Origin of the sequence: Aquabacterium sp. (genome assembly GCF_041909175.1) — a bacterium.
In the GTDB taxonomy this organism is placed as follows: Bacteria; Pseudomonadota; Gammaproteobacteria; order Burkholderiales; family Burkholderiaceae_C; genus Aquabacterium.
The window spans coordinates 123,748-149,185 of the sequence record NZ_JAYRDZ010000003.1; the positions used below are offsets into that span (position 1 = coordinate 123,748).

The 25,438-nt window shown below is 63.3% G+C and carries 23 protein-coding genes; 14 read left to right on the forward strand and 9 right to left on the reverse strand.

Going from position 1 to position 25,438, the window contains the following annotated elements; all coding sequences use genetic code 11:
• The first annotated feature begins 29 nt into the window (after nt 1-29).
• Both ACE3PH_RS05585 and ACE3PH_RS05590 read left to right on the forward strand, forming a co-directional pair.
• Complete coding sequence (locus ACE3PH_RS05585; protein WP_374317007.1) at nt 30-977, forward strand: biotin synthase; 948 nt, start codon at nt 30-32, stop codon at nt 975-977.
• A 34-nt stretch (nt 978-1,011) separates the two neighbouring features.
• Nucleotides 1,012-1,656 carry an SCO family protein gene (locus ACE3PH_RS05590; RefSeq protein WP_374317008.1) on the forward strand — a complete coding sequence of 215 codons (645 nt, stop codon included), beginning with the start codon at nt 1,012-1,014 and terminating at the stop codon, nt 1,654-1,656.
• Here the strand turns inward: ACE3PH_RS05590 and ACE3PH_RS05595 are convergent.
• From ACE3PH_RS05595 to ACE3PH_RS05610, 4 genes are all read right to left on the reverse strand, one after another.
• On the reverse strand, nt 1,646-2,494 hold the full coding sequence (locus ACE3PH_RS05595; protein WP_374317009.1) for a D-hexose-6-phosphate mutarotase: 849 nt from the start codon (nt 2,492-2,494) through the stop codon (nt 1,646-1,648). The genes ACE3PH_RS05590 and ACE3PH_RS05595 overlap by 11 nt on opposite strands.
• 15 nt (nt 2,495-2,509) lie before the next feature.
• Nucleotides 2,510-2,932, reverse strand: coding sequence for a BLUF domain-containing protein (locus tag ACE3PH_RS05600; protein ID WP_374317010.1), 423 nt, complete (start codon nt 2,930-2,932; stop codon nt 2,510-2,512).
• Between the two features lie 7 nt (nt 2,933-2,939).
• A complete protein-coding gene (folE, locus tag ACE3PH_RS05605; RefSeq protein ID WP_374317011.1) occupies nt 2,940-3,671 on the reverse strand; it encodes a GTP cyclohydrolase I in 732 nt (243 codons plus the stop codon).
• Nucleotides 3,672-3,770: 99 nt separating this feature from the next.
• Complete coding sequence (locus ACE3PH_RS05610) at nt 3,771-4,244, reverse strand: hypothetical protein (protein ID WP_374317012.1); 474 nt, start codon at nt 4,242-4,244, stop codon at nt 3,771-3,773.
• A gap of 348 nt (nt 4,245-4,592) precedes the next feature.
• Here ACE3PH_RS05610 and ACE3PH_RS05615 point away from each other — a divergent pair, with 348 nt between their 5' ends.
• From ACE3PH_RS05615 to ACE3PH_RS05640, 6 genes are all read left to right on the forward strand, one after another.
• Entirely contained in the window at nt 4,593-5,327 is a 735-nt protein-coding gene (locus tag ACE3PH_RS05615; protein WP_374317013.1) for a M15 family metallopeptidase, read from the forward strand.
• Nucleotides 5,328-5,433: 106 nt separating this feature from the next.
• A complete protein-coding gene (locus tag ACE3PH_RS05620; protein WP_374317014.1) occupies nt 5,434-5,700 on the forward strand; it encodes a PAAR domain-containing protein in 267 nt (88 codons plus the stop codon).
• A 3-nt stretch (nt 5,701-5,703) separates the two neighbouring features.
• Entirely contained in the window at nt 5,704-7,227 is a 1,524-nt protein-coding gene (locus ACE3PH_RS05625) for a hypothetical protein (protein WP_374317015.1), read from the forward strand.
• 53 nt (nt 7,228-7,280) lie between these two features.
• Complete coding sequence (gene tssM, locus ACE3PH_RS05630) at nt 7,281-11,102, forward strand: type VI secretion system membrane subunit TssM (protein WP_374317016.1); 3,822 nt, start codon at nt 7,281-7,283, stop codon at nt 11,100-11,102.
• Nucleotides 11,099-12,082: a type VI secretion system-associated protein TagF gene (gene tagF / locus ACE3PH_RS05635; protein WP_374317017.1), complete on the forward strand. Its 984-nt coding sequence runs from the start codon at nt 11,099-11,101 to the stop codon at nt 12,080-12,082. The genes tssM and tagF overlap by 4 nt, the downstream gene beginning before the upstream one ends.
• Nucleotides 12,083-12,883, forward strand: a complete 801-nt coding sequence (locus ACE3PH_RS05640; RefSeq protein WP_374317018.1) for an OmpA family protein — start codon at nt 12,083-12,085, stop codon at nt 12,881-12,883.
• Here the strand turns inward: ACE3PH_RS05640 and tssA are convergent.
• Nucleotides 12,877-13,950: a type VI secretion system protein TssA gene (gene tssA / locus ACE3PH_RS05645; protein WP_374317019.1), complete on the reverse strand. Its 1,074-nt coding sequence runs from the start codon at nt 13,948-13,950 to the stop codon at nt 12,877-12,879. The genes ACE3PH_RS05640 and tssA overlap by 7 nt on opposite strands.
• Nucleotides 13,951-14,126: 176 nt before the next feature.
• Here tssA and ACE3PH_RS05650 point away from each other — a divergent pair, with 176 nt between their 5' ends.
• The 6 genes from ACE3PH_RS05650 (at nt 14,127) to ACE3PH_RS05675 (ending at nt 20,157) form a co-directional block, all read left to right on the forward strand.
• Entirely contained in the window at nt 14,127-14,888 is a 762-nt protein-coding gene (locus tag ACE3PH_RS05650) for an energy transducer TonB (RefSeq protein ID WP_374317020.1), read from the forward strand.
• Between the two features lie 2 nt (nt 14,889-14,890).
• The gene (locus tag ACE3PH_RS05655; protein WP_374317021.1) at nt 14,891-15,721 is read left to right on the forward strand and encodes a MotA/TolQ/ExbB proton channel family protein; all 831 of its coding nucleotides are present in this window, start codon (nt 14,891-14,893) and stop codon (nt 15,719-15,721) included.
• A 10-nt stretch (nt 15,722-15,731) separates the two neighbouring features.
• Nucleotides 15,732-16,157, forward strand: a complete 426-nt coding sequence (locus ACE3PH_RS05660; RefSeq protein WP_374317022.1) for an ExbD/TolR family protein — start codon at nt 15,732-15,734, stop codon at nt 16,155-16,157.
• 45 nt (nt 16,158-16,202) lie between these two features.
• Nucleotides 16,203-17,438, forward strand: a complete 1,236-nt coding sequence (locus ACE3PH_RS05665; RefSeq protein ID WP_374317023.1) for a CaiB/BaiF CoA transferase family protein — start codon at nt 16,203-16,205, stop codon at nt 17,436-17,438.
• Nucleotides 17,439-17,481: 43 nt separating this feature from the next.
• Nucleotides 17,482-19,407, forward strand: coding sequence for an MFS transporter (locus ACE3PH_RS05670; RefSeq protein WP_374317024.1), 1,926 nt, complete (start codon nt 17,482-17,484; stop codon nt 19,405-19,407).
• Between the two features lie 69 nt (nt 19,408-19,476).
• Nucleotides 19,477-20,157 (forward strand): CAAX prenyl protease-related protein, encoded by a 681-nt coding sequence (locus ACE3PH_RS05675; RefSeq protein ID WP_374317025.1) that lies wholly within the window; start codon nt 19,477-19,479, stop codon nt 20,155-20,157.
• 6 nt (nt 20,158-20,163) lie between these two features.
• Here the strand turns inward: ACE3PH_RS05675 and ACE3PH_RS05680 are convergent, their stop codons facing one another.
• From ACE3PH_RS05680 to queA, 4 genes are read right to left on the reverse strand one after another with little or no spacing between them, the layout of a single operon-like run.
• Nucleotides 20,164-20,688 carry a hypothetical protein gene (locus ACE3PH_RS05680; RefSeq protein WP_374317026.1) on the reverse strand — a complete coding sequence of 175 codons (525 nt, stop codon included), beginning with the start codon at nt 20,686-20,688 and terminating at the stop codon, nt 20,164-20,166.
• Between the two features lie 13 nt (nt 20,689-20,701).
• Nucleotides 20,702-21,841, reverse strand: coding sequence for a tRNA guanosine(34) transglycosylase Tgt (tgt, locus tag ACE3PH_RS05685; RefSeq protein WP_374317027.1), 1,140 nt, complete (start codon nt 21,839-21,841; stop codon nt 20,702-20,704).
• A gap of 37 nt (nt 21,842-21,878) precedes the next feature.
• Nucleotides 21,879-24,257: an ATP-binding protein gene (locus ACE3PH_RS05690; protein WP_374317028.1), complete on the reverse strand. Its 2,379-nt coding sequence runs from the start codon at nt 24,255-24,257 to the stop codon at nt 21,879-21,881.
• A gap of 44 nt (nt 24,258-24,301) precedes the next feature.
• Nucleotides 24,302-25,357, reverse strand: coding sequence for a tRNA preQ1(34) S-adenosylmethionine ribosyltransferase-isomerase QueA (gene queA, locus ACE3PH_RS05695; RefSeq protein WP_374317029.1), 1,056 nt, complete (start codon nt 25,355-25,357; stop codon nt 24,302-24,304).
• Nucleotides 25,358-25,438: the final 81 nt, after the last annotated feature.

Sequence of the window (25,438 nt, forward strand, 5' to 3'; positions counted from 1 at the left end):
CTGCAGAGGGTGTCATTCGTCTGCGCCCCATGTCCGATACCGCTCCCGACACCATCCCCGCCGTTGCGCCTCAAGCCGAAGCCGTGCAATACCAGTTGCGCCGCCTGGCGCATCAGAGCGAGGTCGCCTGGTTGAACCAGGAGGTGGCACGTCGCCTGGGGTCCAAGCTGGAGATGATCAAGCTCGTTCCCTCAGACTGGGTGCATTGGAATGCCTGGCTGGGTGGGGGCGAGGAGGTGGTGCGTGCCCGCTATCCCGAGGCCCGGCGCTGGGTGGTGGAGCCGACCGCGACACTGACGCAACGCAGCATCGAGCGTGAGCGCCAGGCTGCGCCGCGCGCATGGTGGGCCCCGTGGCGCCGCAACGAACAACCGGTCGTCGAAAGCGGTGCCCCGATGCCCCCGGCATGGCCGGCCTCGGGTGCCAACATGCTGTGGGCCAACATGACCTTGCATGGCGCCACCGATCTGCCGGGCATGCTGGGGCAGTGGAGCCGTCTGCTGGCGGTTGATGGCTTCCTCATGTGTTCAGGCCTGGGCCCTGACACGGCACGCGAATTGCGCGCACTCTATGCCGAGCTGGGCTGGCCCTTGCCCACGGTCGATTTCATCGACATGCATGACCTGGGCGATGCCCTTGTGGCCGTCGGTTTTGCCGACCCGGTCATGGACATGGAGCGCCTGACCCTGACCTGGGCCACGGCCGAAGAACTGCTGGCCGAGTTGCGGACCTGGGGAGGCAATGTCGCGTGGGGTCGTTTCCAGGGGCTGCGCACGCCCCGCTGGAAGCGCCGCCTGCTTGAGGCCTTGTCAACCCATTTGCGCCGAGAGGATGGCCGCCTGGGCTTGACCATCGAACTGGTCTACGGGCATGCCATCAAACCGGTTCCGCGCGTCAAGGTGGAGGCCGAAGCGCGCGTATCGGTCGATGACATGCGCCAGATGATTCGCCAGGGTGGCAAGCCAGGGCCTCGCTAGAATGCGCGCCATGCTGTTGAAGAGGACTCAAGCCATGCACGTTTCCCGATTTGCCCATGGGCTGATGGCGGGTGTCATGACACTGGCATGCGCCGCCCTGTTGTCCGGCTGTGACCGCCCCGGTTCCGGCCCAGCCGGTGCCCCCAAGGCTTCATATACCGCGATGGACATCTCGGGTGCCGGCTATGCCCACGAGTTGAAGCTGCCCGATGTCGATGGACACCTGCGCAGCCTCGAAGAGTTCAAGGGCAAGGTCGTGTTCGTTTTCTTCGGCTTCACCCAATGCCCGGATGTCTGCCCGACCACGATGGCGACACTGGCCGAGGTGCGTCGGCGCCTGGGTGCCGATGGTGCCCGTTTGCAGGGCATTTTCGTGACGGTGGACCCGGATCGCGATACGCCTGAGGTGCTCAAGGCCTACGTGCACTCACTGGATGAGACTTTCCTGGGCTTGCGTGGCGATGCCACACAGACGCGCGACACCGCTGCCGAGTTCAAGGTCTACTACCAGAAGGTGCCGACCCAGGATGGCAAGAGCTATACCATGGACCACACGGCGGGGGCCTACATCTTCGATACGCAGGGCCGCATCCGCCTGTTTTCCCGTTATGGCGAGTCGCCAGATGCCCTGACCAAGGACATCCGACAACTGCTGGCGGAAGATCCCGTCAAGCGTTGAGCAGGATGCTCTGACGGCCGACCCAGCTCTCGCCGGGCGCCAGCGTCTTCGGGGCATTGATGCGCGCGGCTTCCACGCACAGCATGTGTTCCCAGTCTTCGTCGGGCATGTCGGCCAGGGCGGCACACTTGTCCGGACCCGGGTTCCAGATCACGGCATCGGGCAGGTTGTCCGAGCCGATGTCCAGCACACGCGAACCATCGCGCAGGCGCAAGTCGCCAACCTGGGCGTAAATGCGGTCGATTTCGCCTGCGAAACGCTTTTCCGGGTTGTCTTCCAGCCCTTCCTGGCCATGCACGTTGTCCTGGAAGTGGCGGCCCATCAGGCCCTCCAGCCGGACATGTTGCAGCGACCGCAGGCCCAGGTAGGTGTGCAGTGCGGCAGCAAAGGGCCACACCGTCTTGCCGGTGTTCTCGACGTAGAGTTCGAGATCGAGTTGGTGGCCGCTGACCGCCACGGTCAGCTCCATCTGAAATTGATGAGGCCAGATGGCTCGGGTCTGCTCGTTGTCGCGCAGCACCATCGTCACCTGGGCGTGTTCACGACCGGTGCGCACGCTTTCGACTTCCCAGTTCTGCAGGCGGGCGAACCCATGGCGAGGCAGGCTGCGGTCAGGGCCACGCTGCTCAAACTGAGGAAAGATCACCGGAATGCCGCCCCGCACGGCCTGGCCCTCGCCATAGCGGGCATCTGCTGACAGATAGAGCTGTTCGCCGCCACTGGCAGGGATCCACGACACCACCTGACCGCCATGCAGCAGCACAGTGGCCTGGGCCCCTTCGGGGGACTGGATGCGGACGGCCGGCTGGCCTTGGAAATCGATCAAGGGGTCACTCATGAAACAAAAAGGGGGTCATCGGCCTGCGATGGAGGCCGTTGCAATCAACTCTTCCAGCAGGGCCATCGATACATGGCCGGGCAGGGCGTAGGGGTCGAGCACCGGGCGCTCGGAATACTTCAGCAGGATGGAGGGGTTCAGCCGGCTGATGTTCACATGGCCCATGGTCCAGGAGGCGAAGCGGCGTTCGTCGATTTCCTGGTAGCTCAGCAAGGTCACATCCTGGTGACGGGGGTCATTGGCAATGCGGGCATACAGGCGGTTGATCGTTTCGCGGCCGCCCTCCAGCACCTGCATGAACACCTTGTCGGAATGGCACAGCAAACCCGTGATGCCCAGTGGCGGGTTGGCCTTGCGCGAAGCCTGCAGGATGGCATCCAGTGTCTCGTCGTTCAGGGCCACAGCCGGGCGGCTGACATAAAGCAGTCTGACAAGCATGTTGACCTCAAGCCTTGCGTTGATTGAGCAGCGACAGGAACTCACGGCGCAGGTTGGCATCCTTCAGGAAGGAGCCGCGCATGACACTGTTGATCATTTTCGAGTCCATGTCCTTGACGCCGCGCCACTGCATGCAGAAATGATCGGCCTCCATCACCACGGCCAGCCCATCGGGGTTCATTCGCGACTGCAGCAGATCAGCCACCTGGGTGACGGCCTCTTCCTGGATCTGTGGTCGGCTCATGATCCAGTCGACCAGACGGGCGTATTTCGACAGGCCGATCAGGTTGGAGTGCTCGTTGGGCATCACGCCAATCCAGACCTTGCCGATGATGGGGCACAGGTGATGCGAGCAGGCGCTGCGTACCGTGATCGGGCCCACGATCATCAGCTCGTTGAGGCGCTCGACATTGGGGAACTCGGTGACGGCCGGCGCAGGCTGGTAACGGCCCTTGTAGACCTCGGTGAGGAACATCTTGGCAACCCGGCGCGCAGTGTCTTGCGTGTTGTGGTCACTGGCGGTGTCGATCACCAGGCTGGACAGCACCTCGGCCATCTTGCCTTGTACCTCGTCGAGCAGCAGCGCCAACTCGCCGGGCTCGATGAAGTCCGCGATGTTGTCGTTGGCATGGAAACGGCGCTGTGCGGCCTTGATGCGCTCCCGGATTCGGACGGAGACAGGTGTGCCTTCATCGACAGAGGCGTCGGTGGCAACAGCAGAAGAAGGGGAGTTGGTCATGGCTCGCTCTCGGGTCAAAGCGCGTCGGTACGGCACAAAGGAAGGGGCCCGATGCTATCAAGCCTGAACCAGATGTGCCGTATCGTGTGGAAGCGGCCCCTATTGTGACGGGGTTTGCCCGCTTCTGCCTGGTTCCTTCCGGCCGCCCGTGTGGGCCAGCATGGCTTCCAGCAGTGCCACATCCTGATCCCGGCTGCGCGAAGCAGTTTGACGAGACGAGGCTGGGGTCTTGCTCCTGGCCGACTCGTTCTTTCGCTCACTGTCGGCTGACTTGCGTGGGCTTGCAGCCTTGGCCGTCACGAGCGTGGGTGATGTGGATGTGGCCGTTGCCGCCGTCGCAGGCTCGGGCTGGGCTGGTGGCGTCTGGGCTGCTGTGGTGGTCTCAATGCGGGCGGCCCCGTGTGGCTCTGCCGCCGCCATGTGGGTGGGCGCTTGGGGTGGGGTGGTCGCCACGGGCTGTGCGGTGCTTGCCTTGCGCATCGGCGCAGGCTGACTGCTTTGCACGACCATCGCAAAGCCGGTGACCAGACCGCCGATGCCAAGCAGCAGCAGGCCCCACAAGGCACCTTGCATCCAGCGACTGGTTCGGCGCTTCCCCCTTAAGTGGGAAGTCCGTCGGGACGGGGGGGAAGGAGGACGCCGAGAGGACTCCAGCGTCGATAGAATCCGCACGCCTTGCAGCGTGGATGGCGGCACCGAATCGTCATCCGAGCCAGCAAACAGGCTGGGACGATCAAGTGGGCCGTGGCGTTCGTGACCGCGCACAAATGGGCGGGTCGATTGCAGACCGGATGCGTCACTCACATCAACTCCCTGGATATGTTTTGTTTATTGAGGCGCGATTCTACGGAGACCGCGCACAGAACAGGAGAGGGGCGCACCAGGTGATTGCAAACATTCGTTACCAATGGGGGATCTGAGATGCTGACCTGGCTGGTCTGGTTGGGCTTCATGCTGGGGTGTGCTGCCGTGGCCGGCCTGATGTTCCCGCAGTGGTGGCCCAGCCCGCGTGGGTTGCTTTCGCCGGCCTGGTCGCATCGCGGCCTTTGGCTGGGCGGGGCCTTGCTGGTCGTCACGCTGCCAGCGGTTTCTTTGTGGTGGTGGTCTCAGTCAGGCGGCACCCGCATGCTTGATGCCTATGAAGACGGCCCGGCACCAGGCAACGAGCACGTGGCCGGTCTGCTGCAGGGCGAACAACTGGTGCCGCCGCCCCCCTTGCCGCCGGAGGTGTTTGTCACTGCCGAAGTGGAGATGGTGCGCCCGATGCTGTCGACAGCCGATCGCCGCTGGGAGCAGATGGATGCCGAGTTTGTGCAGCGTCTGCTCAAGGTCTTTCAGATCATGAAGGAGCAGCACGGCTACCAGATGGCCTTGCTGGAAGGCTATCGCAGCCCTGAGCGCCAGACCTTGCTGGCCGCCCAGGGGCCGCAGGTCACGAATGCGGGTGCCTGGCAGAGCTACCACCAGTACGGTCTTGCGGCCGATTGCGCCTTTTTCAAGGACGGCCATTTGGTGATCTCCGAAAAGGACCCCTGGGCCATGCGTGGCTATGAGCTCTATGGCCAGGTGGCCGAGTCAGTCGGGCTGACCTGGGGGGGGCGCTGGCGCATGATGGACTTCGGGCACGTGGAACTGCGTCGCCGTCACACCCGGTAACAGGGTTCGCTCCAACGGGGGGGCTGTGATTTTCCCCGCCAAACGTAGACTCCCCGGCAAGGCCTGCCTCGATGCCGGCCAGCTAACAAGCAGGGAGTCTGACAACATGGGCCGGCCGTTCATTGTCTTGGGAGACAGCACCAGCCACGGGGGCAAAGTGGTGGGTGCATCCGGGGTCACCGATACCGGCGGGCGGCGCATTGCCCGTGTGGGCGATCAGGTCACCTGCCCCAAGCGCAGCCATGGCACCACGGTCATCGTCACGGGTGACCCCACCATGCTGATCGACGGTCAACCAGCTGCCCGGCACGGCGATAAATGCGCCTGTGGTGCCACCTTGATTGCCTCTCAGGCAGTCAGTACGGCGGCCTGATCCATGCGGCCGTGGTGGAAAGCAGGGGGGCTGGCCCTCCTGGTGGTTGCACTTGTCTGGTTGGTGTCGGCCTGGCGCTGGCAGAGCAGCGGGCGCGATGTCGGTGGCACCGAGTTGCTGCTGCAACTGGTGGTGCTGCCGCTGGTGCTCACCGGGGTTCTGCTGGTGTCTCTTCGCGTGGCGCGTGCCATGCGCATGGCGCCTGATATCAGCGCGGCTGGGGCCCCCGCATCCTCGTTGCCGTCAGGGGCTTTGCAGGCCGATCACTTGCAGCCAGATGCCGAGCGAACTTGTTCCGCGGTGGTGGCCTCGGTGGCAGTTGAATTGCCCGTTCCAGGCGAGGCGGCTCAAGCGGTGAGCACCATGCTGGAGGGGGTTCTCCGACCGGGACCGGATGCCGAGCTCAGTGACTTCGACGGGCTGCCCATCTTCTGCGCTCGGATCAATGAGCTGGATGTGGAGACAGCGCTGCCCCCCTCCTTGCGAGACGAGGCCCCCGTGCATGTTCAGCGCAGCTGGGCCTTGCTGGACAAGGTCTTGACGCATGAGCTGATGGCCTTGAGTGACGCCTTGGTACCCCTGGCCGATGCCGACATGGCCGAGGCCTCGCTGCCCAGCAGCATGCCCACCATGAAGGCCCACTTGTCAGGCGTGGCGCATCCGGCTGCCGTGCAGGCCACGCAGGCCATTCGGCGGCCGCATGTGTTGCTGCTGTGCGCTGTACCAGCCCAGTGGAATACGACCTGGCAGGACGCACTCCATGCGTGGTTGAAGATGCGCACGCGAGACCTGCTGCCCGAGGTCGGTGAGATGGATTTGCAGATTCAGCTCTTGCCTGCCGAGGCTGCCCATGAGCTGTGGAGCGCGGTAGATGGTCTCCTGCTGCAATGGGTTCGCGAGCCCAAGTGCGGCCGCCGTGCGGCGGTGCTGGTCGTGGCAGACAGCGCGATTGACGCTGAGGTGGTCGAGCGCTGGCAAGGGCGGGGAGAGCTGTTCACATCGGCGCACCAGGTGGGGCGTATCCCGGGCGAGGCCGGTGTAGGCCTGTTGTTGTTGCATGAGCAGTGGCCGGGCTTGTCTGCGCAGACGCCACTGGCACGACTGCATCGGCCGGTCAGGCAGATCCGCGACAAGTCGGCCGATGCCTTGGGGCGCATTGGCCATGTCGCCTTGTTGCAGGCCATGACGCAGGCTGTGCAGATCACGGGTCACCAGGCAGAGAGCCTGAATCTGGTTGTCAGTGACGGCGATCACCGCGCCAGCCGTACCAGTGAAGTCTTCGAGGCTGTGCTGGCGCTGTTTCCCGATCTTGATCCCATGCAGGGTGTGGCACGCGCGGGGGACTCGTGTGGCGACCCTGGCCTGGCTGCAGCCTGGCTGCCCCTGGCATTGGCGGCAGGGGCACTGCCCCATCGTTCACCTGACGGGCTGACCCTGGCGGTGCAAGTGCAGCCTTCCCATCACCGTGCTGCCGTGGCGCTCGCGCCCTGGCGTGCACCCGCCATGTCATCCGGCGTGCCTACCTGAATCCCGAGACAAGCACTATGCAGAGAATCTGGCAGTTTTTTCTTGACCCGCGCGTGATCACCATCCTGGGCATGGCGGCGCTGGCAGCCTTCCTGTTCATCGGGGCCGATACCCTGAAGCTGGGCATGATCTGGGCGGGCGCCGTGCTGGTGCTGGTACTCCTGGTCTGGGGAGGCTTCTGGTTGGTGCGCCGCATCCGTGCACGCCGTGCGGCCGACCAACTGCAGCAAGCGATGGACGATGAGGCCGAGAAGGCCGTCCGTGCAGCACCCCAGGACAAGCGCGACGAGGTACAGGCTGTGCGTGAGCGCATGGCCGAGGCAGTCAAGCTCATCAAGTCTTCGCGGCTTGGCGAGACCTCCGGATCAGCCGCCCTGTACGAATTGCCCTGGTATGCCGTCATCGGCAACCCGGCTGCGGGCAAGAGCTCGGCTGTCGTCAAGTCGGGTCTGAAATTTCCCTTTGCGGAGAACACCGACAACATCATTCAGGGCATTGGTGGCACACGCCATTGCGACTGGTTTTTCACCACGGAAGGCATCCTGCTCGATACCGCAGGCCGCTACGCTGTTCATGAAGAAGATCGCAACGAGTGGCTGGGCTTTCTCGGACTGCTGAAGAAGTACCGTCCTCGCGCGCCCATCAATGGCGTCATCATCGCGGCCAGCGTGGCCGAGTTGGGGGGCAACAAGCCGGAGGTGGGTATCGCCCTGGCACGCAAGCTCAGGCAGCGGGTTCAGGAGCTCACCGAACGGCTGGAGGTGTTCGCACCGGTGTATGTGGTGTTCACCAAGGCTGATCTGATTTCCGGTTTCGTGGAGTTCTTCGAAGACCGCGACCGTGATGAGCGAGACAAGGTCTGGGGGGCCACCTTGCCCTATGACCCCGATGGCAGGCAGGACCCCATCGATGCGTTTGATCGCCATTTCGACACCCTCTATGACGGCTTGAAGGAAGCCTCTGTGGCGCGCATGTCCTTGCATCGCGGTGAGCAGTTGCCACCGGGGGTGCTGACGTTCCCGCTCGAGTTCGCTGCGCTCAAGCCTGCACTGCGAACTTTCCTGACCACCCTGTTTGAAGAAAACCCATATCAGTTCCGCCCCATCTTCCGTGGCTTCTACTTCACCAGTGCGGTTCAGGAAGGGCAGTCGACCGGCAAGGCCAGTGCCCGGGTGGCAGAGCAGTTTGGCCTGCAGTGGCAGCCCGGGCAGGGCGCCGCTGCGGTGTATTCGCAAAGTGGCTTTTTCCTCAAGGAGCTGTTTTCCCGCGTCATCTTTGCCGATCGTCAGCTGGTGCAGCAGTACACCAGCCGCCGCAAGATGCAATGGCGGTTGGCAGGCTTTGCCGGTGGGGTGCTGCTGGTTGGCGCGCTGCTCAGCGCCTGGACATGGTCTTTCATCGGCAACCGGCAACTGGTCGCCAATGTCGAAGCTGATCTGATCAAGGCCGAGCGTGTGCAGGACAAGCGGGTCGATCTGCAGTCGCGACTGGAGGCACTGGAAATCATCCAGGATCGACTGGAGCAGATGCAGCACTATCGCCAGACCCATCCCTGGTCATTGGGCATGGGGCTCTATCAAGGTGAGGCGCTTGAAGCCAGACTGCGCGAAGAGTACTTCGCTGGCTTGCAGGCGGTCATGCTCAAGCCGGTCGAGCAGGCCATGGCAGCCTACCTCTCTGACGTCAATGCGCATGCGGCAGAGTTGCGTCCACTGCAACGCCTGAGCGATGAGGCTCCCGCCGTGGCTGCCGCTGCGCCGGCCTCTGCTGCCTCCGGGGCAGTTGCTGCATCGGAAGGCGTCGGCAAGGCGGGTGAAGCCGCACCCTCTGCCTATAGCCAGGCGTCTGCCACCAATGTCACCGAGGCCTACAACGCGCTCAAGGGCTACCTGATGCTGGGTGATCGGGCGCGGCTGGAGTCCGGCCACATGAGCGACCAGCTCACGCGCTTTTGGCGCCAGTGGCTCGAGTCAAACCGCGGCACGATGCCGCGCGCGCAGATGATTGACAAGGCTGAGCGCTTGATGGCTTTCGCCCTGGCGCAGATGGCCGATCCGGCCTTCCCTCAACTGGAGCTGAACCTGGGCCTGCTCGACCAGACCCGAGAAAACCTGCGTCGCGTCATCAAGGGCATGCCTGCGCGCGAGCGCGTGTATGCCGAGGTCAAGGCGCGCGCCGCCACCCGTTTCGCTCCGGTGACCGTGGCTCGGCTGGTGGACGAGGCTGACCGCCCGATCGTGGCAGGCAGCCATGCCATCTCTGGCGCCTTCACCCGCGAGGCCTGGGATCAGTACGTCAAGGATGCATTCAAGCAGGCGGCCAATCAGGAGCTGCAATCGACCGACTGGGTTTTGAAAACCGCCGCAAGCGATGACCTCACGCTGGAGGGCAGCCCCGAGCAGATCCAGAAGGCGCTGACCCAGATGTACAAGACCGAATATGCGCGCGAGTGGCAAAAGTTCATGCAGGGCATCACGGTGCAGGACTTCGGCAGCTTCGACAAGGCGGTGCAGCACATGAACCGCTTGGGTGATCCTGCGGCCTCTCCGCTGGGCAGGCTCATCCAGGCGCTGTATGACCAGACATCGTGGGACAACCCATCTCTGCTCAATGAAAAACTGGCGCAAGGGCGACAGGGTTTCATCCAGTGGTTCAAGCAATCCATTTTGCGCATGGCGCCCAGTCGGGTGACGGTCGACGTCAATGTCACCACACCGACCAGCGAGATTCCGCTGGGCCCGATCGGTCGCGAATTCGTGGGCCTGAGCCGCATCATGATGAGCCGTGATGGTGGGGCCACCCTGATGCGTACCTATCTGGATGCCTTGTCGAAGGTGCGTACCCGCTTCAACCAGATGAAGAACCAGGGTGACGCCGGGCCTGCGGCGCGTCAACTGATGGCACAAACCCTGGAAGGGCAGGGCGAGCTGGCTGAAGCCTTGCGGCTGGTGGATGAGCAGATGCTCAATGGCATGCCCGAAAGCTCACGTGCGGCTTTGCGCCCTGTGCTGGTGAGGCCCTTGATGCAGGCATTCAGTGTGGTGGTGCGTCCGACGGAAGCCGAACTCAACCGGGTCTGGATGGCCCAGGTCTACCAGCCCTATCAGCAGTCGCTGGCGGCGAAGTACCCGTTTGACCGCCAGTCCAGGGTGGAGGCCAGCCCGACTGAAATTGCCAAGGTGTTCGGGTCGGAGGGGGCCGTGGCCAAGTACGTGGAGCAATCTCTCGGCGCGCTCGTTGTTCGCCGAGGCGATGCGCTGACTCCGCGTACCTGGGCGGACATGGGTGTGCGCCTGTTGCCCGAGTTCTCTGCGGGCCTGGCCTCCTGGGTGGCGCCGATGAGCGGACAAGGCCCTGGGGCGGCTTCCGCCGGGGCGCAGACCCCGGGTGGTGGGGCGCCGCCGCAAACCGAGTTCGAGATGCTGCCGCTGCCAGTACCAGGCTTGGTCGAGTACACGGTGGAGATTGACGGGCAGCAGATGCGTTATCGCAATGGCGTGGCGCGATGGGTGCGGATGGCCTGGCCTGGATCGGGTACTCCGGGGGCGCGGGTGTCGGGTGTGACGCACGACGGTCGAACGATCGAGTTCTTCAGCGAGCCAGGTCGCTTCGGTCTGGAGAAGCTGATCAATGCGGCACAGCGTCATCGCATCGACAACGGCGGCTTCGAGCTGCGCTGGGCCCAGGGTGCCCAGGCGGTGTCCGTGCAGTTGAAGATCATCTCGAATGCCGCGGCCACGGTGGCGGTGAGCCCGCCTGCAGCCGGCGGGGCTGGTCAGACACCCGTGTCTCACCCGGGGGCCTTGCCTGCCATGGTGGCTGGCGGTGGGGACGAGGTCAGTGTTGCCCAGGCCCCCGCAGGAGTGCAACCATGAGTCATGCACTGGTAACCCATGACGTGCTGTACTTCGGCAAGCTGCCTTCACGCGGCGACTTTGTGCGCAGCCAGCGGCATGGGGCCGTGGTCGACAGCCTCGATCAATGGCAAACGCGGATGATGGAGCGTCTGGCCATGGATCCGCGCTGGAAGCTGGTCTATGACACGGCGCCTCCTACCTATTTCGCGCTCATGGGGGTGCAGAGCAAGGTCGCGCTGGCCGGACATTGGCTGGCCAGCCAGGATGCGTCCGGGCGGCGCTTTCCCTTTCTCACGGCGACTGCCTTTGATGTCACCGAACCGGTGGAGTTCATGCGCCATAGTCCCTTAGCGCTGTCGCGTGTCTGGGGGCGACTTGAGCAGATTGCCAAGGTGTCCCACGCCGCCACCGACATGAGCGTGGCCCAGATCAGCTTGCGCGCAGGTGTCGAGCTGGATCCACGCATCAGTGTGCCCCGCATGGAGCTGCTGGACTTTCTCGAAACGCATTCGGTGGCCAGCCTGGAGCAGATGCTGGCCAGCCATGGAGGGCGCGTATCTGTTCGGCAGGTGATGCTGGCAATGGGGCTGCTGCTGCAGCCTGTCATGGGCCAAGGGGCATCCCGCCTGCAAAAGGGCTTGCGCTTGCCCTTGGTGAACGAACCTGGACTGAGGGCTTGCCTGGCGTCGTTCTGGTTGTCGCTGGTGCTGGGCTTTTTCCGGCAGATCCCGGTCGAGCTCTGTGTGCTGGTGAATCAGCTTGACGGCATGCACAGGCTCTACATCGGCTTTCAGGGCGCGTCGGCGTCCTCGCTGTGTGCTGCCATCGATACCGAAGCGATGTGCCGTGACACGGTCGATGTGACCGATGCCGAGTGGGTTGAGTCTTGCGCAGCTGAAGACTACGGCTTGCGCAAGCTGTCGAACTACCTGCGTGATCCAGGCCTGTCGCTGGCGCAAGCCCTGCGCACGTTCGAAGAAGTATTTCTGGGGGTGTGAATGAAACGGCAATCTTGTTTCATGGTGCTGGGGGCAGGCTTGGTGGCCTGGCTGGTGGCTGGTGCGGGTTCATGTGCATGGGCGCAGTCTGGCGCCCAGGTGTTGGGGCCCCAGCAGGTGGTGATCAATGGGGTGGTGCCCGACGAGGCCACGCGGGCCCAGGTGGTCGCCCGTTTGCGCGAGATCTATGGTGCTGATCGCGTGGTGGACCAGCTCACGCTGGGACCTGTGGTCGCGCCGCCTCAATGGTCGCAGCACCTGCAGAAGGTGCTGGCACCATCGCTCAAGCAGGTGTCACGTGGTCAGTTGAAGGTGGAGGGCAATACCATCGACCTCACTGGTGACGTCAGCAACGAGGCCACGCGTCAGCAAATCACCAGTGACATGGCGTCGGCGCTCAACCCGACCTACACGGTGCGCAATGGGCTGCGCGTGGCCGCACAGGAGCAGGCTTTGCTGGACAAGACGCTGGCGAACCGCATCGTGGAGTTCGAGCCGGGCAGCGCCGTGCTCCGTCCTCAAGGGCTGGGCTTGCTGGACGACATGTCACGTACGCTGGCGGCCATGAAGGACAAGCGGGTGTTGATCACAGGACACACCGATGCACAGGGTGGCCGGGCATCGAACATCGCCTTGTCTCAGGCGCGTGCCGATGCGGTTCGAAGCTATCTGGTATCCAAAGGCTTTGCTGCTGATCACATCAGCACGGTGGGGGCCGGTCCCGACCGGCCTGTGGCCAGCAATGCGAGCGACGAGGGGCGTGCCCGCAATCGGCGCATCGAGTTCCAGATCGTTCAGTAAGTGGTAGAGGCGTCTGTCTGGGCTACCTGGGTGCCCAGAAGCTCATCGAGGTGTGTCAGTGCACCCTGGTCCTTGATGACCTGGCGCAGCCATTCATGCAGAGGCATGTCGCCCCACTTGACTGCCTTTTCTGCCAGGTAGGCCACCGGGCTGTGGGGCTCTGTACGTCGGAAGAAGGCAGCCACCTCGCGCAGTTGCTGAAGCGCCTGCGCGCGGCTGTCGATGGGGCCGCGGTGCGCTGGGTGATGTACCGTGAGCAGTGCGGCGTGGGCGGGCTCTGCTGCACCTGATGGCAGCACCATGGGCACGGCGGCTTCAGGCAGCCCCCCGGTTTCCTTGATCAGGCGACGGACCTCGTGGCTGACGAGATCCAGTGCATCTTTGACCGCCACAAATGAGGGGCCATCCTGCCCCAGTTGGGCGTCAATCAGGTCTTGCCAGCTGCGCAACTGCTGCTGGATCTCGTCCAGCGCAGCCACCGTTGCAGACAGATGGTTTGCCGGCGTGTCCTTGAGCGCCCGCATGAACTGATCGAGGGACGGGCCGGTGGCGATGGTTTGTGAAGCGTCTGCCGCGAGCGGTGCTGGCTGCTTGCCCAGTTGCCAGTCGCGCAGGCTGTAGCGGGGACCCTGGCGGCTTTGTACCCAGGGCAGGGTGGGCATCAGTTGCGCCAACCGATGCAGCAGCCAGGTCACGTTGCCGATGCGTTGCTCCATGTCGCCATCATCAGGCTGAGGGTGGAGCCCGTCCCAGTAGCTCGCACACAGGGCCTGGCAGATCTGCAGCCCTCGGGCCATGCCGACAAAGCTGTCGGTGTGGCACCAGGCCTCGGTGAGCCACTGCGCCAGACGCAGGTCTTTGCTGCGCGTGCCCAGCAGGAGTTGGCAGCGTTCTGCTACGCCCGGCCAGTCAGCCACTTTCAGCGCGGTGACCCACTCGCCTTGGGCGAGCGTGGGGTCGTCTTCTCGCCGCATGTCGGCAATCTGGTCAAAGTCGGTCGAAAACGACAGATCTTCGCCGCAAGGGTGGTCGCCTGACAGCGGCGCCAGCAAGACATCGAGGTTCATGAAAGCCCTGAAAAATGTTGGTGCGGGCATACGATGTGCCCTGGATCATAGGGAGAATCTTCCCATGAAGTGGCCGCTTCACTCACGCACAAAAGACCCCTCCGAGGAGGGTGTCAAAAGGTGAGTGATTTCAAATGATATTGATTCGCAATTGCGTCAAATGGTAGACTGTGACCATGTTGTCAACGACCACCATCTCTCCCGGCCTGTTTGCTGATTCAGCCCCCAGTGATCTGACGCGTGGGCAACGCTGGGTTGGTGTGGTGCTTGTGGTGGCGCTGCATGTGCTGGCGGGGTTGGAAGTCGTCCGCTTGGGCCGGGGTGCTGGTGCACCGTCTGAGCCGGCGCCCCTGATGGTGAGCATGATCACCGAGGCCGCCACGCCTCAGGCGCCCGAACCATCGCCTGTGCCGCCACAACCCGTGGCGCAGCCCAAGCCGCAGCCGGTTCAGCATCAGAAAGCGCCGCCCGTGCTGGCCAGCCAGCAGGCTGCCAAGCCCAGCGACCATCAGGTACCTGTGGCCGCACCTGAGCCGAAGCCGGAAGCCAAACCTGCCACGACCGCTGCTGCGACTGCCGAAGCGCCAGCGGCCGCAACCACTGCGGCCACGACTGGTCCCGCCGCTGCTGCACCCGCTTCGCAGCAACCCCGGACCCTGCCGTCGTCTGCCGTGCAGTATCTGATTCCTCCACAGCCGGTTTTCCCCCCGGTCTCACGCGATCTGGGTGAGTCTGGCGCGGTCGAGATGCTGGTGCTGGTGGATGAAACCGGTCATACCAAGGACATCCAGCTGGTGAAGTCGTCTGGTTATGGGCGATTGGACCGGGCCGCCATGTCGGCCATGCGGGCCGCCCGTTTCAAGCCGTATCTCGAAAACGGTGTCGCACGCAGTGCCTGGGCACCTGCCCGTATCAGTTTCAATTTGAATGAGCGTTGATCATGAGTGAAGTAACGTCAGCCGCAACGGCGCCGGTGGTGCCGGCCGCGACCACCGCCACCACGGTGGATACCACTGCTGCCCCGCAACTGGGTTTCAGCCATTTCATTTCCCAGACCGACTCCGTTGGCCAGGGGCTGTTCATCATCCTGGTGCTGATGTCGTTGGTCTCCTGGGCGCTGATCCTGACCAAGGGCGTGGGCATGGTGTTGCGTCAGCGTCGCAGCAAGGCCTTTCTGGACTTCTTCTGGAATGCCACTTCTCTGGAAGCGGTTCAGCATGAAATCGCCACCCATGGGGTGAATGAACCCTTCGCACACCTGACTTCGCACGCGATGCATGCGCAGGCCCACCATGCCCGCTATGGCGCGGCCAAGCTGGAAGAAGCCGGCACAGCCCAGGACTTCCTGACCCGCACCATCAAGAAGGTGCTGGACGAAGAAACAATGAGCCTGGAAAACGGTCTGGCGGTACTGGCTACCATCGGCGCGACGGCACCGTTTGTGGGCCTGTTCGGTACCGTGTGGGGGGTTTATCACGCCCTGCTGGCGATTGGCGCCACTGGTGCAGGCACCCTCGACAAGGTGGCCGGCCCTGTGGGCGAGGCCCTGATCATGACGGGTGTGGGTCTGGCTGTGGCCATTCCAGCCGTGATGGGTTACAACTGGCTGACCCGCAGCAACCGGGTCTGGTCTGCCCGACTGGACGCCTTCGCTTTCGAGCTGTTTACTTTCCTGTCGACAGGTCAGACCCTGAAAACCAGTGTCGATCACGACGAGCCGGTGACCAAGGCTGCGGCCCTGCGTACCGTCAAGCCGGCGTCCAACGCCTGAGGGGGCTGATATGGCATTCGCCAGTTTCGACAACAAGAACGGGGGCGCTCCGCTGTCCGAGATCAACATGGTGCCGCTCATCGATGTGATGCTGGTGCTGCTGGTGATCTTCATCGTGACGGCGCCGCTGCTGAGCCACTCGGTGAAGCTGGAGTTGCCCAAGGCCAGTGCGACCGTGGAGACAACCAAGGCCGAGAAGATCGAGTTTTCGATTGATGCCGATGGCGTGCGTTACTGGAATGGTCAGGCCATGACCCGCGAAGAAGCGGCGCAGCATTTTGCTGCCGAAGGCGCGAAGGCCAATCAGCCGGAGATTCACCTCCGTGCTGACCAGGCCGTGGCCTACAAGGCTGTGGCCGAGACCTTGGCTGATGCGTCGAAAGCCGGGTTGACCAAGATTGGTTTTGTGACGCAGCCCGAGGCGGGCAAACAGTAAGCGTAAGCGCAAGACCGATCGCGATTGGGTCTACGATCTGGGCCCATGAGCGCACACATCCCTGCTACAGAAGCTGAACATGCCGGCGTGCCGCCTCAGGCGCTCGCCGGCATTCGTGTCATTGAACTGGGTCAGTTGATCGCCGGTCCCTTTGCCGGCAAGACGCTGGCAGATTTTGGCGCCGAAGTCATCAAGGTCGAGCCGCCGGCAGCCGAAGGCAGTGCAGGGGGCGACCCGCTTCGGCAGTGGCGCATGCTGCACAACGGCACCAGCGTGTGGTGGCAGGTGCAAAGCCGCAACAAGCGCAGTGTGGTGCTCGACCTGCGTACGCAGGAGGGCCGTGAAACGGTGCGGCGCCTCATCGATGAGGCCGATGTCGTCATCGAGAACTTCAAGCCGGGCACGATGGAAAAGTGGGGCCTGGGCTATGAGCAACTGAGTCAGACCAATCCGGGGCTGATCATGCTGCGCATCAGCGGCTATGGTCAGAGTGGGCCGTATCGAGAGCGTCCCGGTTTTGCTGTTGTGGCCGAGGCCATGGGGGGCATGCGTTACCTCAATGGTGAGCCTGGCAGAGCACCTGTGCGAGCGGGTGTCAGCCTGGGCGACACCCTGGCTGCCCTGCATGGGGTGATCGGTGTCTTGCTGGCGCTGCAGGCCAGACACCAGAGCGTCCGTGCCGATGCGCCCAAGGGCCGGGGCCAGGTGGTGGATGTGGCGCTCTACGAGGCGGTGTTCAACTGCATGGAAAGCCTGTTGCCGGAGTTCAGCGCATTCGGGGCGGTGCGTCAGCCTGCAGGTTCGGCGCTGCCCGGTATCGCTCCCAGCAATGCCTACCCCTGCGCCGATGGCATGGTGGTGATCGGCGGCAATGGAGACTCGATTTTCAAGCGCTTGATGGTGGCAATTGGGCGAGACGATCTCGCGCAAGATACTGAGCTCGCCAGCAATCCTGGACGTGTGCGGCGGGTGGCAGAGATCGATGCAGCCATCGCCAGCTGGACTGAGCTTCGACGGGTCGAGGACGTGCTCGATGTGCTCAATACGGTCAGTGTGCCGGTCGGGCGCATCTACACCGCGAGGGATATCGCTGAAGACCCGCACTATCTCGCCCGAGAGATGATCGTGCCAGTGACGACTGCAGATGGGCTGACGGTGTCGGTGCCAGGCATCGTCCCGAAGCTGTCAGCGACACCGGGCTGGATCAGCCGCCGAGGCCCGACCTTGGGCGAGGATACCGAAGTGGTACTGGGCAGCCTGCGCACGCCGCAGTCAGATTGAATCTTGCCTTTACAGTTGGGGCGTACAAAACAAGGGTGTCATCTTGAGCGACTTCAAGCAGGACAGCGCCGGTCTGCAGCCGGCCGCAGGGGGGCAGTTTCAGCTGTTGGGGCAACGGCGCTTTGCGCCATTTTTCTGGACCCAGTTTCTGGGGGCCGCCAACGACAACCTCTTCAAGTTTGCGCTGACGGTGCTGGTGACCTATCACCTGCATCTTGCCTGGCTCGCGCCCAAAATGGCCGGCCTGGTGATCGGGGCCTTGTTCATCCTGCCTTTCGTGTTGCTGTCTGCAACCGCTGGGCAGTGGGCAGACAAGCACGACAAGGGCAGCCTGATGCGTGCCATCAAGTTGCTGGAAGTGGCCATCATGCTGACCGCTGGTGTCGGCTTCTGGTTCCAGTGGGTGCCGCTCTTGCTGGCCTGCGTGTTGTTGATGGGGCTGCATTCGACCCTGTTTGGCCCTGTGAAATATGCCTATCTGCCGCAGCACCTGAGTGAGCGTGAGTTGACGGGTGGCAATGGCATGGTCGAAATGGGGACCTTTGTGGCCATCTTGCTGGGCAATGTGGGCGGGGGGCTGTTGATGGGCATTCCCGAAACCGGTGCCCAATGGGTAGCCGGGGCCTGTTTGGCTATGGCCCTGCTGGGCTGGGGCGTGTCGCAACGGATTCCGGCTTCGCCGCCATCGGACCCTGGGCTTCGGCTGAACTGGAATCCCGTCACGGAGACCTGGCGCAACCTGCGGTTGGCGTGGGACTACCCGAGCGTGTTCCGCTCCTTGCTGGGGATCTCGTGGATGTGGTTCTTCGGGGCTGTGTTCCTGTCTCAGTTTCCGGCGTTTGCGCACGATGTGCTGGGCGGTAACGAGCAGGTGGCGTCGCTTCTTCTGGTGGTGTTTTCCGTCGGCATTGCGGTGGGCTCGCTGTTGTGCGAAACGCTCTCGCACCGTCATGTGGAAATCGGCCTGGTGCCCATCGGTGCGGTGGGCATGACGGTCTTCGCGTTTGACCTCTTTCTGGCCACCCGAGGCATGAGCGCCGGAGCCACCTTGCTGACCGTCGGGGAGTTTGTCCGCCAGTCGGCCCATTGGCGGGTGATGGCAGACCTCGCCTTGCTGGCTTTCAGTGCCGGCTTGTACAGCGTGCCCATGTATGCCTTGATCCAGTTGCGGGCACGACCCAGTCACCGGGCGCGCATCATTGCGGCCAACAACATCCTGAATGCGCTGTTCATGATCGTGAGCAGCCTGGTGGCCGGCGCATTGCTCGGGGCGGGTTACTCCATCTCGCAGGTATTCGGTGTCACGGCCGTACTCAATGTGGTGGTGGTCGGCTATGTGTTCTGGCTCATGCCCGAGTACATCTTGCGGCTGGTGATGCTGGTCATCACGCGTGTGGTGTACCGCTTGCGCGTGCGGGGCGATGAGCACCTGCCAACCGATGGCGCGGCCATTCTGGTGTGCAACCACGTGAGCTTTGTGGATGCGGTGATCCTGGGGGTGCTGAGCCCGCGTCCCATGATCTTCCTGATGGACCACCGCATTTTCAAGACGCCAGGCATCGGCTGGTTCTTCCGCATGGTCAAGGCCATTCCCATTGCGCCGCAGAAGGAAGACCCCGAAGCCTATGAGCGGGCTTTCGATCGTGCGCGCCAGGTGCTGGCCGAGGGCGAGTTGCTGTGCCTGTTTCCGGAAGGCGCCATCACCCGTGATGGCCAGTTGCAAACCTTCAAGGGCGGGATCATGAAGATCCTCGAGTCGCAACCGGTTCCCGTCATTCCGTCGGCCTTGCACAACCTCTGGGGGTCCACCTTCTCCCGCATCGAGGGGGCAGCGATGTCGCGCCCCTTGCGTCGGGGTTTGTTCAATCGTGTGGGCTTGGTGGTGGGGGAGGCCATTCCTCCCGAGCAAGTGACGCCGGAGGCGTTGCAGGCCCGCGTTCAGGCCTTGCTCGACGAGCCGATGCCCTGACCGCCCCCCGCCCCGGGTGCACAATCCGGGGCTTCTGTTTGAGCGGTCTCCGCTGAGTGGCGCTTTTCCATGGGAAACCTTCTGTCTCGTGATGCGTTGGCGCGCATCGTCCCGTTTGTCCTGTTCATGGTCTTGCTGGTGGTGCGTGGGCATTGGCCAGCCGAAGGGCTGTGGGGTGTGGATGCCCGCTGGATCTATGGTGTGTCCGTGCTGGTCGTCGGGGGCAGCCTGGTCTGGTTCTGGCGTGACTATGCAGAGTTGCGGCGCCACGCCTGGCCAAACTGGCTGGATCTGATCCTGTCCGTGCTGGTTGGGGTCGGGGTGTTCTGGTTGTGGATCAACCTCAATGATCGCTGGATGATGCTGGGTGAGCCCGCGGCGTCATTTGTGCCGGTGGACGGCGAGGGTCGCATTGAATGGGGGCTGGTGGCCGTGCGATGGGCGGGTGCAGCGCTGCTGGTGCCGGTCATGGAAGAGCTGTTCTGGCGCTCTTTCCTGATGCGCTGGATTGACAAGCCTTCTTTTGAACAGGTCGACCCGCGTCTGGTGTCGCTCAAGGCCATGGGCTTGTCGACGCTGGTGTTCACGCTGGCCCATACCCAGTGGCTGGCCGCGATCCTGGCCGGGCTGGCTTATGCCTGGCTGTATCGCCGCTCCGGCTCCTTGTGGAGCGCGGTGATCGCTCACGGCGTCACCAATGGTCTGCTGGGCGCCTGGGTGCTGGTCACCGGCTACTGGCAGTTCTGGTGAGTGAGTTCAAAAGCGTGCGCGCAGCCATTGGTGCAGGGAACGCCATTGCTGGTGGATGTGGCTGCGCAAACGCTGCCATTGCTGCCAGGCAGCCGAGGCCTTGACGGCATCGATCACGCGGGTCTTCCAGTCCATCCAGCGCTGAAACCAGCGGGCGAACCAGGGTAGTTGCATCAGCGTGTCGCGGGTGAGCATGAACAGGCGGGCGGTCAGCGCGGTGCCACCTACCTTGGCCGCCAGGATGATCAGCAGGCCAATGATGGCGTGGCCCTGGCCGATCCAGTAGAGCGCGGCCAGCTTGATGGGCAGCAGGCTCAGTACCGGGATGGCGAAGAGGCCCAGCGCGGCATAAGGTGGCAGATGGCGGATGCGGGACTCGATCCAGCGCAGCCCGGGCAAGCGCCCCATGAGGGCAAGCAGCCGCGCCAGGGGCTCCCAACCCCATTCTTCGAAGATCAGCAGCAGGCCGATCAGGCCCACCCAGATTGCACGCAGGATGCGAACAGGCCAGGACCTGACTGACTGCTTCATGGTCAGGAGATGCTCAGATGCCGCGAGCGCGATCGGCCGCAAACTGCTGCTGGAAGGCGGCGAAGCGCCCTTCGTCCAGCGCTGCACGGATTTCCTTCATCAGGTTCAGGTAATAGTGCAGGTTGTGGATGGTGGTCAGCATGGGGCCCAGCATCTCGCCGCAGCGGTCGAGGTGGTGCAGATAGGCCCGGCTGAAGTGCTGGCACGTGTGACAGGTGCAGGTTTCGTCGATGGGGCGCTCATCGGCCTTGTAGCGGCTGTTGCGCAGGCGCAGATCACCAAAGCGGGTGAACAGGTGGCCGTTGCGGGCATTGCGGGTGGGCATCACGCAGTCGAACATGTCGACACCGGTGGCTACACCAGCGACCAGGTCTTCCGGTGTGCCGACGCCCATCAGGTAGCGAGGCTTGTTTGTCGGCAGCTTGGGCGAGATGAAGTTCATCACCCGCATCATTTCGTCTTTGGGCTCACCCACGCTGACGCCGCCAATCGCATAGCCGGGGAAGTCGAGCTCGGTCAGGCCTGCCAGCGATTCTTCGCGCAGGTGCTCGAACATGCCGCCTTGCACGATGCCGAACAGCGCATTGGGGTTGTCCAGGCGCTTGAACTCGGCAATGCAGCGCTTGGCCCAGCGCAGGCTCAACTCCATCGAGTAGCGGGCTTCCTTCTCGGTGGTGATGTGGCCGCTCGACTTGTCACCCTTCCAGTAAGGCGTGCACTCGTCGAACTGCATCACGATGTCCGAGTTGAGGATGGTCTGGATCTGCATGCTCACCTCGGGGGTGAGGAACAGCTTGTCGCCGTTGACAGGTGATGAGAAACGCACGCCTTCTTCACTGATCTTGCGCATCTCGCCCAGGGACCAGACCTGGAAGCCGCCCGAGTCGGTCAGGATGGGCTTGTTCCAGCTTTCGAAGCGGTGCAGACCACCGAACTGCTTCATGATGTCCAGGCCCGGACGCATCCAGAGGTGGAAGGTGTTGCCCAGGATGATCTGTGCGCCCATCTCTTCCAGCGAGCGTGGCATGACACCCTTGACGGTGCCATAGGTACCCACGGGCATGAAGATGGGGGTCTCGACCACACCGTGGTTGAGCGTCAGTCGGCCACGTCGGGCGAGGCCTTCGGTCTTGAGCAGTTCGAAATTCAGCATGGGGCGTATTGTCGCGCCACCCGGGGCATCCTGCCGATCACACGGCTTTCGCTTCGTGCAAAACCAGCAGTTGTTCGAGCAACTGTTCGCTTCTGAAGGGTTTGGGCAGGGTCGCAAAGCCCGAGGTGCTCATCCTGGCCAGCTGGTTGGGGTCTGTCTCGCCAGAGATGATGAGTGGCAGCAGGCAGAATTTGGTGCCGATCAGATAGGTCTGAACTGTCTGGGCCAGGGTCAAGCCATTGATGCCAGGCAACCTGAAGTCGGTGACCAGGATGTCCGGGTGCTGCTCCGGCTGGTTGGGTGACAGCAGCTTGGGGAGGTCATCCAGCAAGGCCTCGCCATCGGGCCAGACGCGGGTATGGGCGCCCCAGCTCTGCAGCATTGCATCCAGGGCATTGCGCAGCATCACATCGTCTTCCACCAGCCACACACTGCGGCCTTCCATCGGGCGCAGCACCGAGGCGGGTGCCTGGCTTCGCGTGGGCTTGATGCGGTGAACTGGCAGCTCGATCGAGAAGCAGGAGCCCTTGCCCGGTTTGGAGCGGACCCGAATCTGTTCTCCCAGTACGTCAGCCGTGCGTCGCACAATGGCCAGGCCCAGTCCGATGCCCTTGTTGCGCTCGCGCGCTGCGTTGCCGACCTGGTAAAACTCGTCGAAGATGCGGTCAAGCTGATCGGGCGCGATGCCGATACCGGTATCCCACACCTCGATGCGCACGCGTTGCTTGCGGCAACGGCGCACCGCCACCAATACCCCGCCACGCTCGGTGTAACGGATGGCATTGGCGACGAGGTTGCGGATGATGCCGTGGATGAGGATGGGGTCGGTGTGGACCATCAGGTCATCCCCATCGAAGCGGGGCAGGCGGAAGCGCAGACTCAGGCCCTTGGCATCGGCTGCACTTTGTTCGTGCACCCGCACAGCCTGGAAGACATCATGGAGGTAGACCGGTTGCAGGTTGGCCTGGACCGAACCGGCGTCCAGTCGGGAAATGTCGAGCAGGCCGACCAGCAGTGACTCCATGGAGGCCACGGCCTCATGCAGCATGCCGGCAATGCGGTGCACCTCGGCCGGGGCCTCCTGCTTGCGCAGCAGGCTCACCAGCAAGCCGATGGCCGCGGTCGGTTGGCGCAGATCGTGGCTGGCTGCAGCCAGGAAGCGCGTCTTGGCCTGGTTGGCCGATTCGAGCGCGCGTGTCCGTTCGACGACCCGTTCTTCCAGGTGGGCATTCATGCGCTCGGCCAGACTCATGGTGGCAATGAACTTGCGCATGAGCGTGAGCGCATAGCCGGAAAACAGAAGGGGCGTGCAGTAGGGCGTCCAGCCCTGGGCTGTGACGTCCAGCATCGGCGTCATGAACAGGTAGTCATGGCCAACCGAGATGGCCGCAGCAATCGGGCCGGCGGTCATGGCAATGGCTTCGAGCAGATGGCGCTGCAAGGCTGCTTCGACGACCTTCAGCACCACCAGACAGCTGCAGATCAGCATGACGGGGTAGGCCACGGTGGTCAGAACCTGGAAGTGCGGGGTGTCCAGCAGGGCAAGACCCAGAATCGGTACGCCAATGCCCAGCAGGCGGACGGGCCAGATGAGGCGTCTGACGGAGGCATTGGCATAGGTCAGGCCAAACGCGGTCAGGAAGTAGGTGGCCAGGGCATGGGTGGCAAACAGCATCCAGGTCACCAGGGAGTGGGGCCATGCCACGGTGTCCAGGAAGTAGAAGGCATTGCGCACGCACATGACCAGCATGAGGCAACCAAAGTAGACAAAGACCTTGTCACCCGGGCGGGCGCGCCATGCGAGCAGGATGAAGATGGCCATGCCGGCCACGCTGAGGTTCAGGATGCGAGGCAAGTCGACAGTCAGCGTCTGCCATTCGAGAAAGGCCGGTCGAACCTGGTCCAGTGGCCCGATGACCAGGGGGGAGATGCCCACCTTCTGGAACGGATTCATGCGTACGTCGATCCACACCTCGTTGTCGCCGCCACGCAGGATTTCTGCTGGAATCTCGATCAGGTGGGGCAGCGATGCCATGCTGGTGATGGCGTCACCTTGCATGTCGTGGGTTTGAACGGTCATGCCGTTGACCACCACGCGGTGATTGCCGGGCAGACGGTCAATGCGCAAGCCAAGGGGCTCGTCGGGGGTGCGTTTCAGGATGACCTGAGCGCGGTAGCAGGCCACGCCTGGCGTACTCATGCCATGGAGCGCCCAATCATCGGGAAGCTGGACCGACTGTGCCGCTTGTCCCTCCCGGCAAAGCCCGGGTGCCACCTGGACCTCGCGGATGGTCTGCGTTGATTGCGCCCACAGGGGCGCGGCCAGCATCAACAGCAGGGCGGCGAACCAGCCCTGCAGGAGCGTGGCGGCCCGATGACGCAGGCCGCCGCAGTGTCGGTTAGTAAAGCTTCCCATGATTCTTTCTTGTTATGGTCTTGGTAGCGCCTGTGGCGCACGCGCTATCGCTGCAGCAGCATGGCGTCTCCGTAGCTGAAGAATCGATAGTGTTGTGCAATGGCGTGTTGGTACAAGGTGCGGATGTGCTCATAGCCCGCGAAGGCGCTGACCAGCATCATCAGGGTGCTCTTGGGCAAATGGAAGTTGGTGATCAGCAGGTCCACCACCTTGAATTCGAATCCGGGGGTGATGAAGATGTCGGTATCCCGGCTGCCAGCCGCCAGAATCTGCCCAGCTTGTCGGTGCAGCGCAGCTGATTCGAGTGCGCGCAGGGTGGTGGTGCCCACCGAAATCACCCGACCGCCACGGGCCTTGGTGGCCTCGATGGCGGCGACGGTTGCCGCGCTGACCTCGAACCATTCGCTGTGCATCTTGTGCTCGGTCAGGTTTTCGGTTCTCACCGGCTGGAAGGTGCCTGCACCCACATGCAAGGTGACGGCTGCGGAGCTGATGCCTTTGTCCTTCAGTCGCGCCAGCAGGGCCTCGTCGAAGTGCAGTGCCGCGGTCGGCGCAGCGACGGCACCCGGCCGTTCGGCGAAGACGGTCTGGTAGCGGCGCACATCGTCGTCGGTGTCACTGTGTGTGATGTAAGGCGGCAGGGGGACATGGCCATGCTGGTCGAGCAGAACCAGCGGGTCGGCGGGCAAGCGCAGGTGAAACAGGCCACCATCAGGGCCATCGCGTCCCAGGACCTCGGCGTCAAAGGCGTTGGCGAAGCGCACGGTGCTGCCAGGCTTGGGCGACTTGCTGGAGCGCATGTGGGCCCACACCTCGTTATGGGGCAGGATGCGCTCGATCAGTGCTTCAACGGAGCCGCCTGTGCTTTTCTGGCCGTACAGGCGGGCCTTGATGACGCGGGTGTTGTTGAAAACCAGCAGATCGCCGGTTTGAAGCAGGTCGGGGAGTTCGCGAAATACGCGGTCAACTGGAGGGAGGCTGCGGCCGTCCAGCAGGCGGGAGAGGCTGCGCTCGGCGGCAGGTTGCTGGGCGATGAGTTCAGGCGGCAGTTCGAAGTCGAAGTCGCTCAGTGTGTGGTTCGTTGTTGTTGGATTGGTCATGCCATTGAGGGGCGGACGGGCCCCGTGCCAAGGAAAGGCTGCATTGTCGCGTTTCTGTTGAATGTATCCTTGTTTCAAGGT

What these genes read in the sequence shown, in the direction of transcription:
- folE (WP_374317011.1), bottom strand. Translation starts at nt 3,671, where the DNA reads ATGACCAACTCCCCTTCTTCTGCTGTTGCCACCGACGCCTCTGTCGAT.
- ACE3PH_RS05590 (WP_374317008.1), top strand. Translation starts at nt 1,012, where the DNA reads ATGCACGTTTCCCGATTTGCCCATGGGCTGATGGCGGGTGTCATGACA.
- ACE3PH_RS05665 (WP_374317023.1), top strand. Translation starts at nt 16,203, where the DNA reads ATGAGCGCACACATCCCTGCTACAGAAGCTGAACATGCCGGCGTGCCG.
- ACE3PH_RS05620 (WP_374317014.1), top strand. Translation starts at nt 5,434, where the DNA reads ATGGGCCGGCCGTTCATTGTCTTGGGAGACAGCACCAGCCACGGGGGC.
- ACE3PH_RS05650 (WP_374317020.1), top strand. Translation starts at nt 14,127, where the DNA reads ATGTTGTCAACGACCACCATCTCTCCCGGCCTGTTTGCTGATTCAGCC.
- ACE3PH_RS05615 (WP_374317013.1), top strand. Translation starts at nt 4,593, where the DNA reads ATGCTGACCTGGCTGGTCTGGTTGGGCTTCATGCTGGGGTGTGCTGCC.
- ACE3PH_RS05625 (WP_374317015.1), top strand. Translation starts at nt 5,704, where the DNA reads ATGCGGCCGTGGTGGAAAGCAGGGGGGCTGGCCCTCCTGGTGGTTGCA.
- ACE3PH_RS05600 (WP_374317010.1), bottom strand. Translation starts at nt 2,932, where the DNA reads ATGCTTGTCAGACTGCTTTATGTCAGCCGCCCGGCTGTGGCCCTGAAC.
- tssA (WP_374317019.1), bottom strand. Translation starts at nt 13,950, where the DNA reads ATGAACCTCGATGTCTTGCTGGCGCCGCTGTCAGGCGACCACCCTTGC.
- tagF (WP_374317017.1), top strand. Translation starts at nt 11,099, where the DNA reads ATGAGTCATGCACTGGTAACCCATGACGTGCTGTACTTCGGCAAGCTG.
- ACE3PH_RS05610 (WP_374317012.1), bottom strand. Translation starts at nt 4,244, where the DNA reads ATGCAAGGTGCCTTGTGGGGCCTGCTGCTGCTTGGCATCGGCGGTCTG.
- ACE3PH_RS05680 (WP_374317026.1), bottom strand. Translation starts at nt 20,688, where the DNA reads ATGAAGCAGTCAGTCAGGTCCTGGCCTGTTCGCATCCTGCGTGCAATC.
- ACE3PH_RS05690 (WP_374317028.1), bottom strand. Translation starts at nt 24,257, where the DNA reads ATGGGAAGCTTTACTAACCGACACTGCGGCGGCCTGCGTCATCGGGCC.
- ACE3PH_RS05660 (WP_374317022.1), top strand. Translation starts at nt 15,732, where the DNA reads ATGGCATTCGCCAGTTTCGACAACAAGAACGGGGGCGCTCCGCTGTCC.
- ACE3PH_RS05595 (WP_374317009.1), bottom strand. Translation starts at nt 2,494, where the DNA reads ATGAGTGACCCCTTGATCGATTTCCAAGGCCAGCCGGCCGTCCGCATC.
- ACE3PH_RS05675 (WP_374317025.1), top strand. Translation starts at nt 19,477, where the DNA reads ATGGGAAACCTTCTGTCTCGTGATGCGTTGGCGCGCATCGTCCCGTTT.
- tgt (WP_374317027.1), bottom strand. Translation starts at nt 21,841, where the DNA reads ATGCTGAATTTCGAACTGCTCAAGACCGAAGGCCTCGCCCGACGTGGC.
- ACE3PH_RS05640 (WP_374317018.1), top strand. Translation starts at nt 12,083, where the DNA reads ATGAAACGGCAATCTTGTTTCATGGTGCTGGGGGCAGGCTTGGTGGCC.
- ACE3PH_RS05585 (WP_374317007.1), top strand. Translation starts at nt 30, where the DNA reads ATGTCCGATACCGCTCCCGACACCATCCCCGCCGTTGCGCCTCAAGCC.
- queA (WP_374317029.1), bottom strand. Translation starts at nt 25,357, where the DNA reads ATGACCAATCCAACAACAACGAACCACACACTGAGCGACTTCGACTTC.
- ACE3PH_RS05655 (WP_374317021.1), top strand. Translation starts at nt 14,891, where the DNA reads ATGAGTGAAGTAACGTCAGCCGCAACGGCGCCGGTGGTGCCGGCCGCG.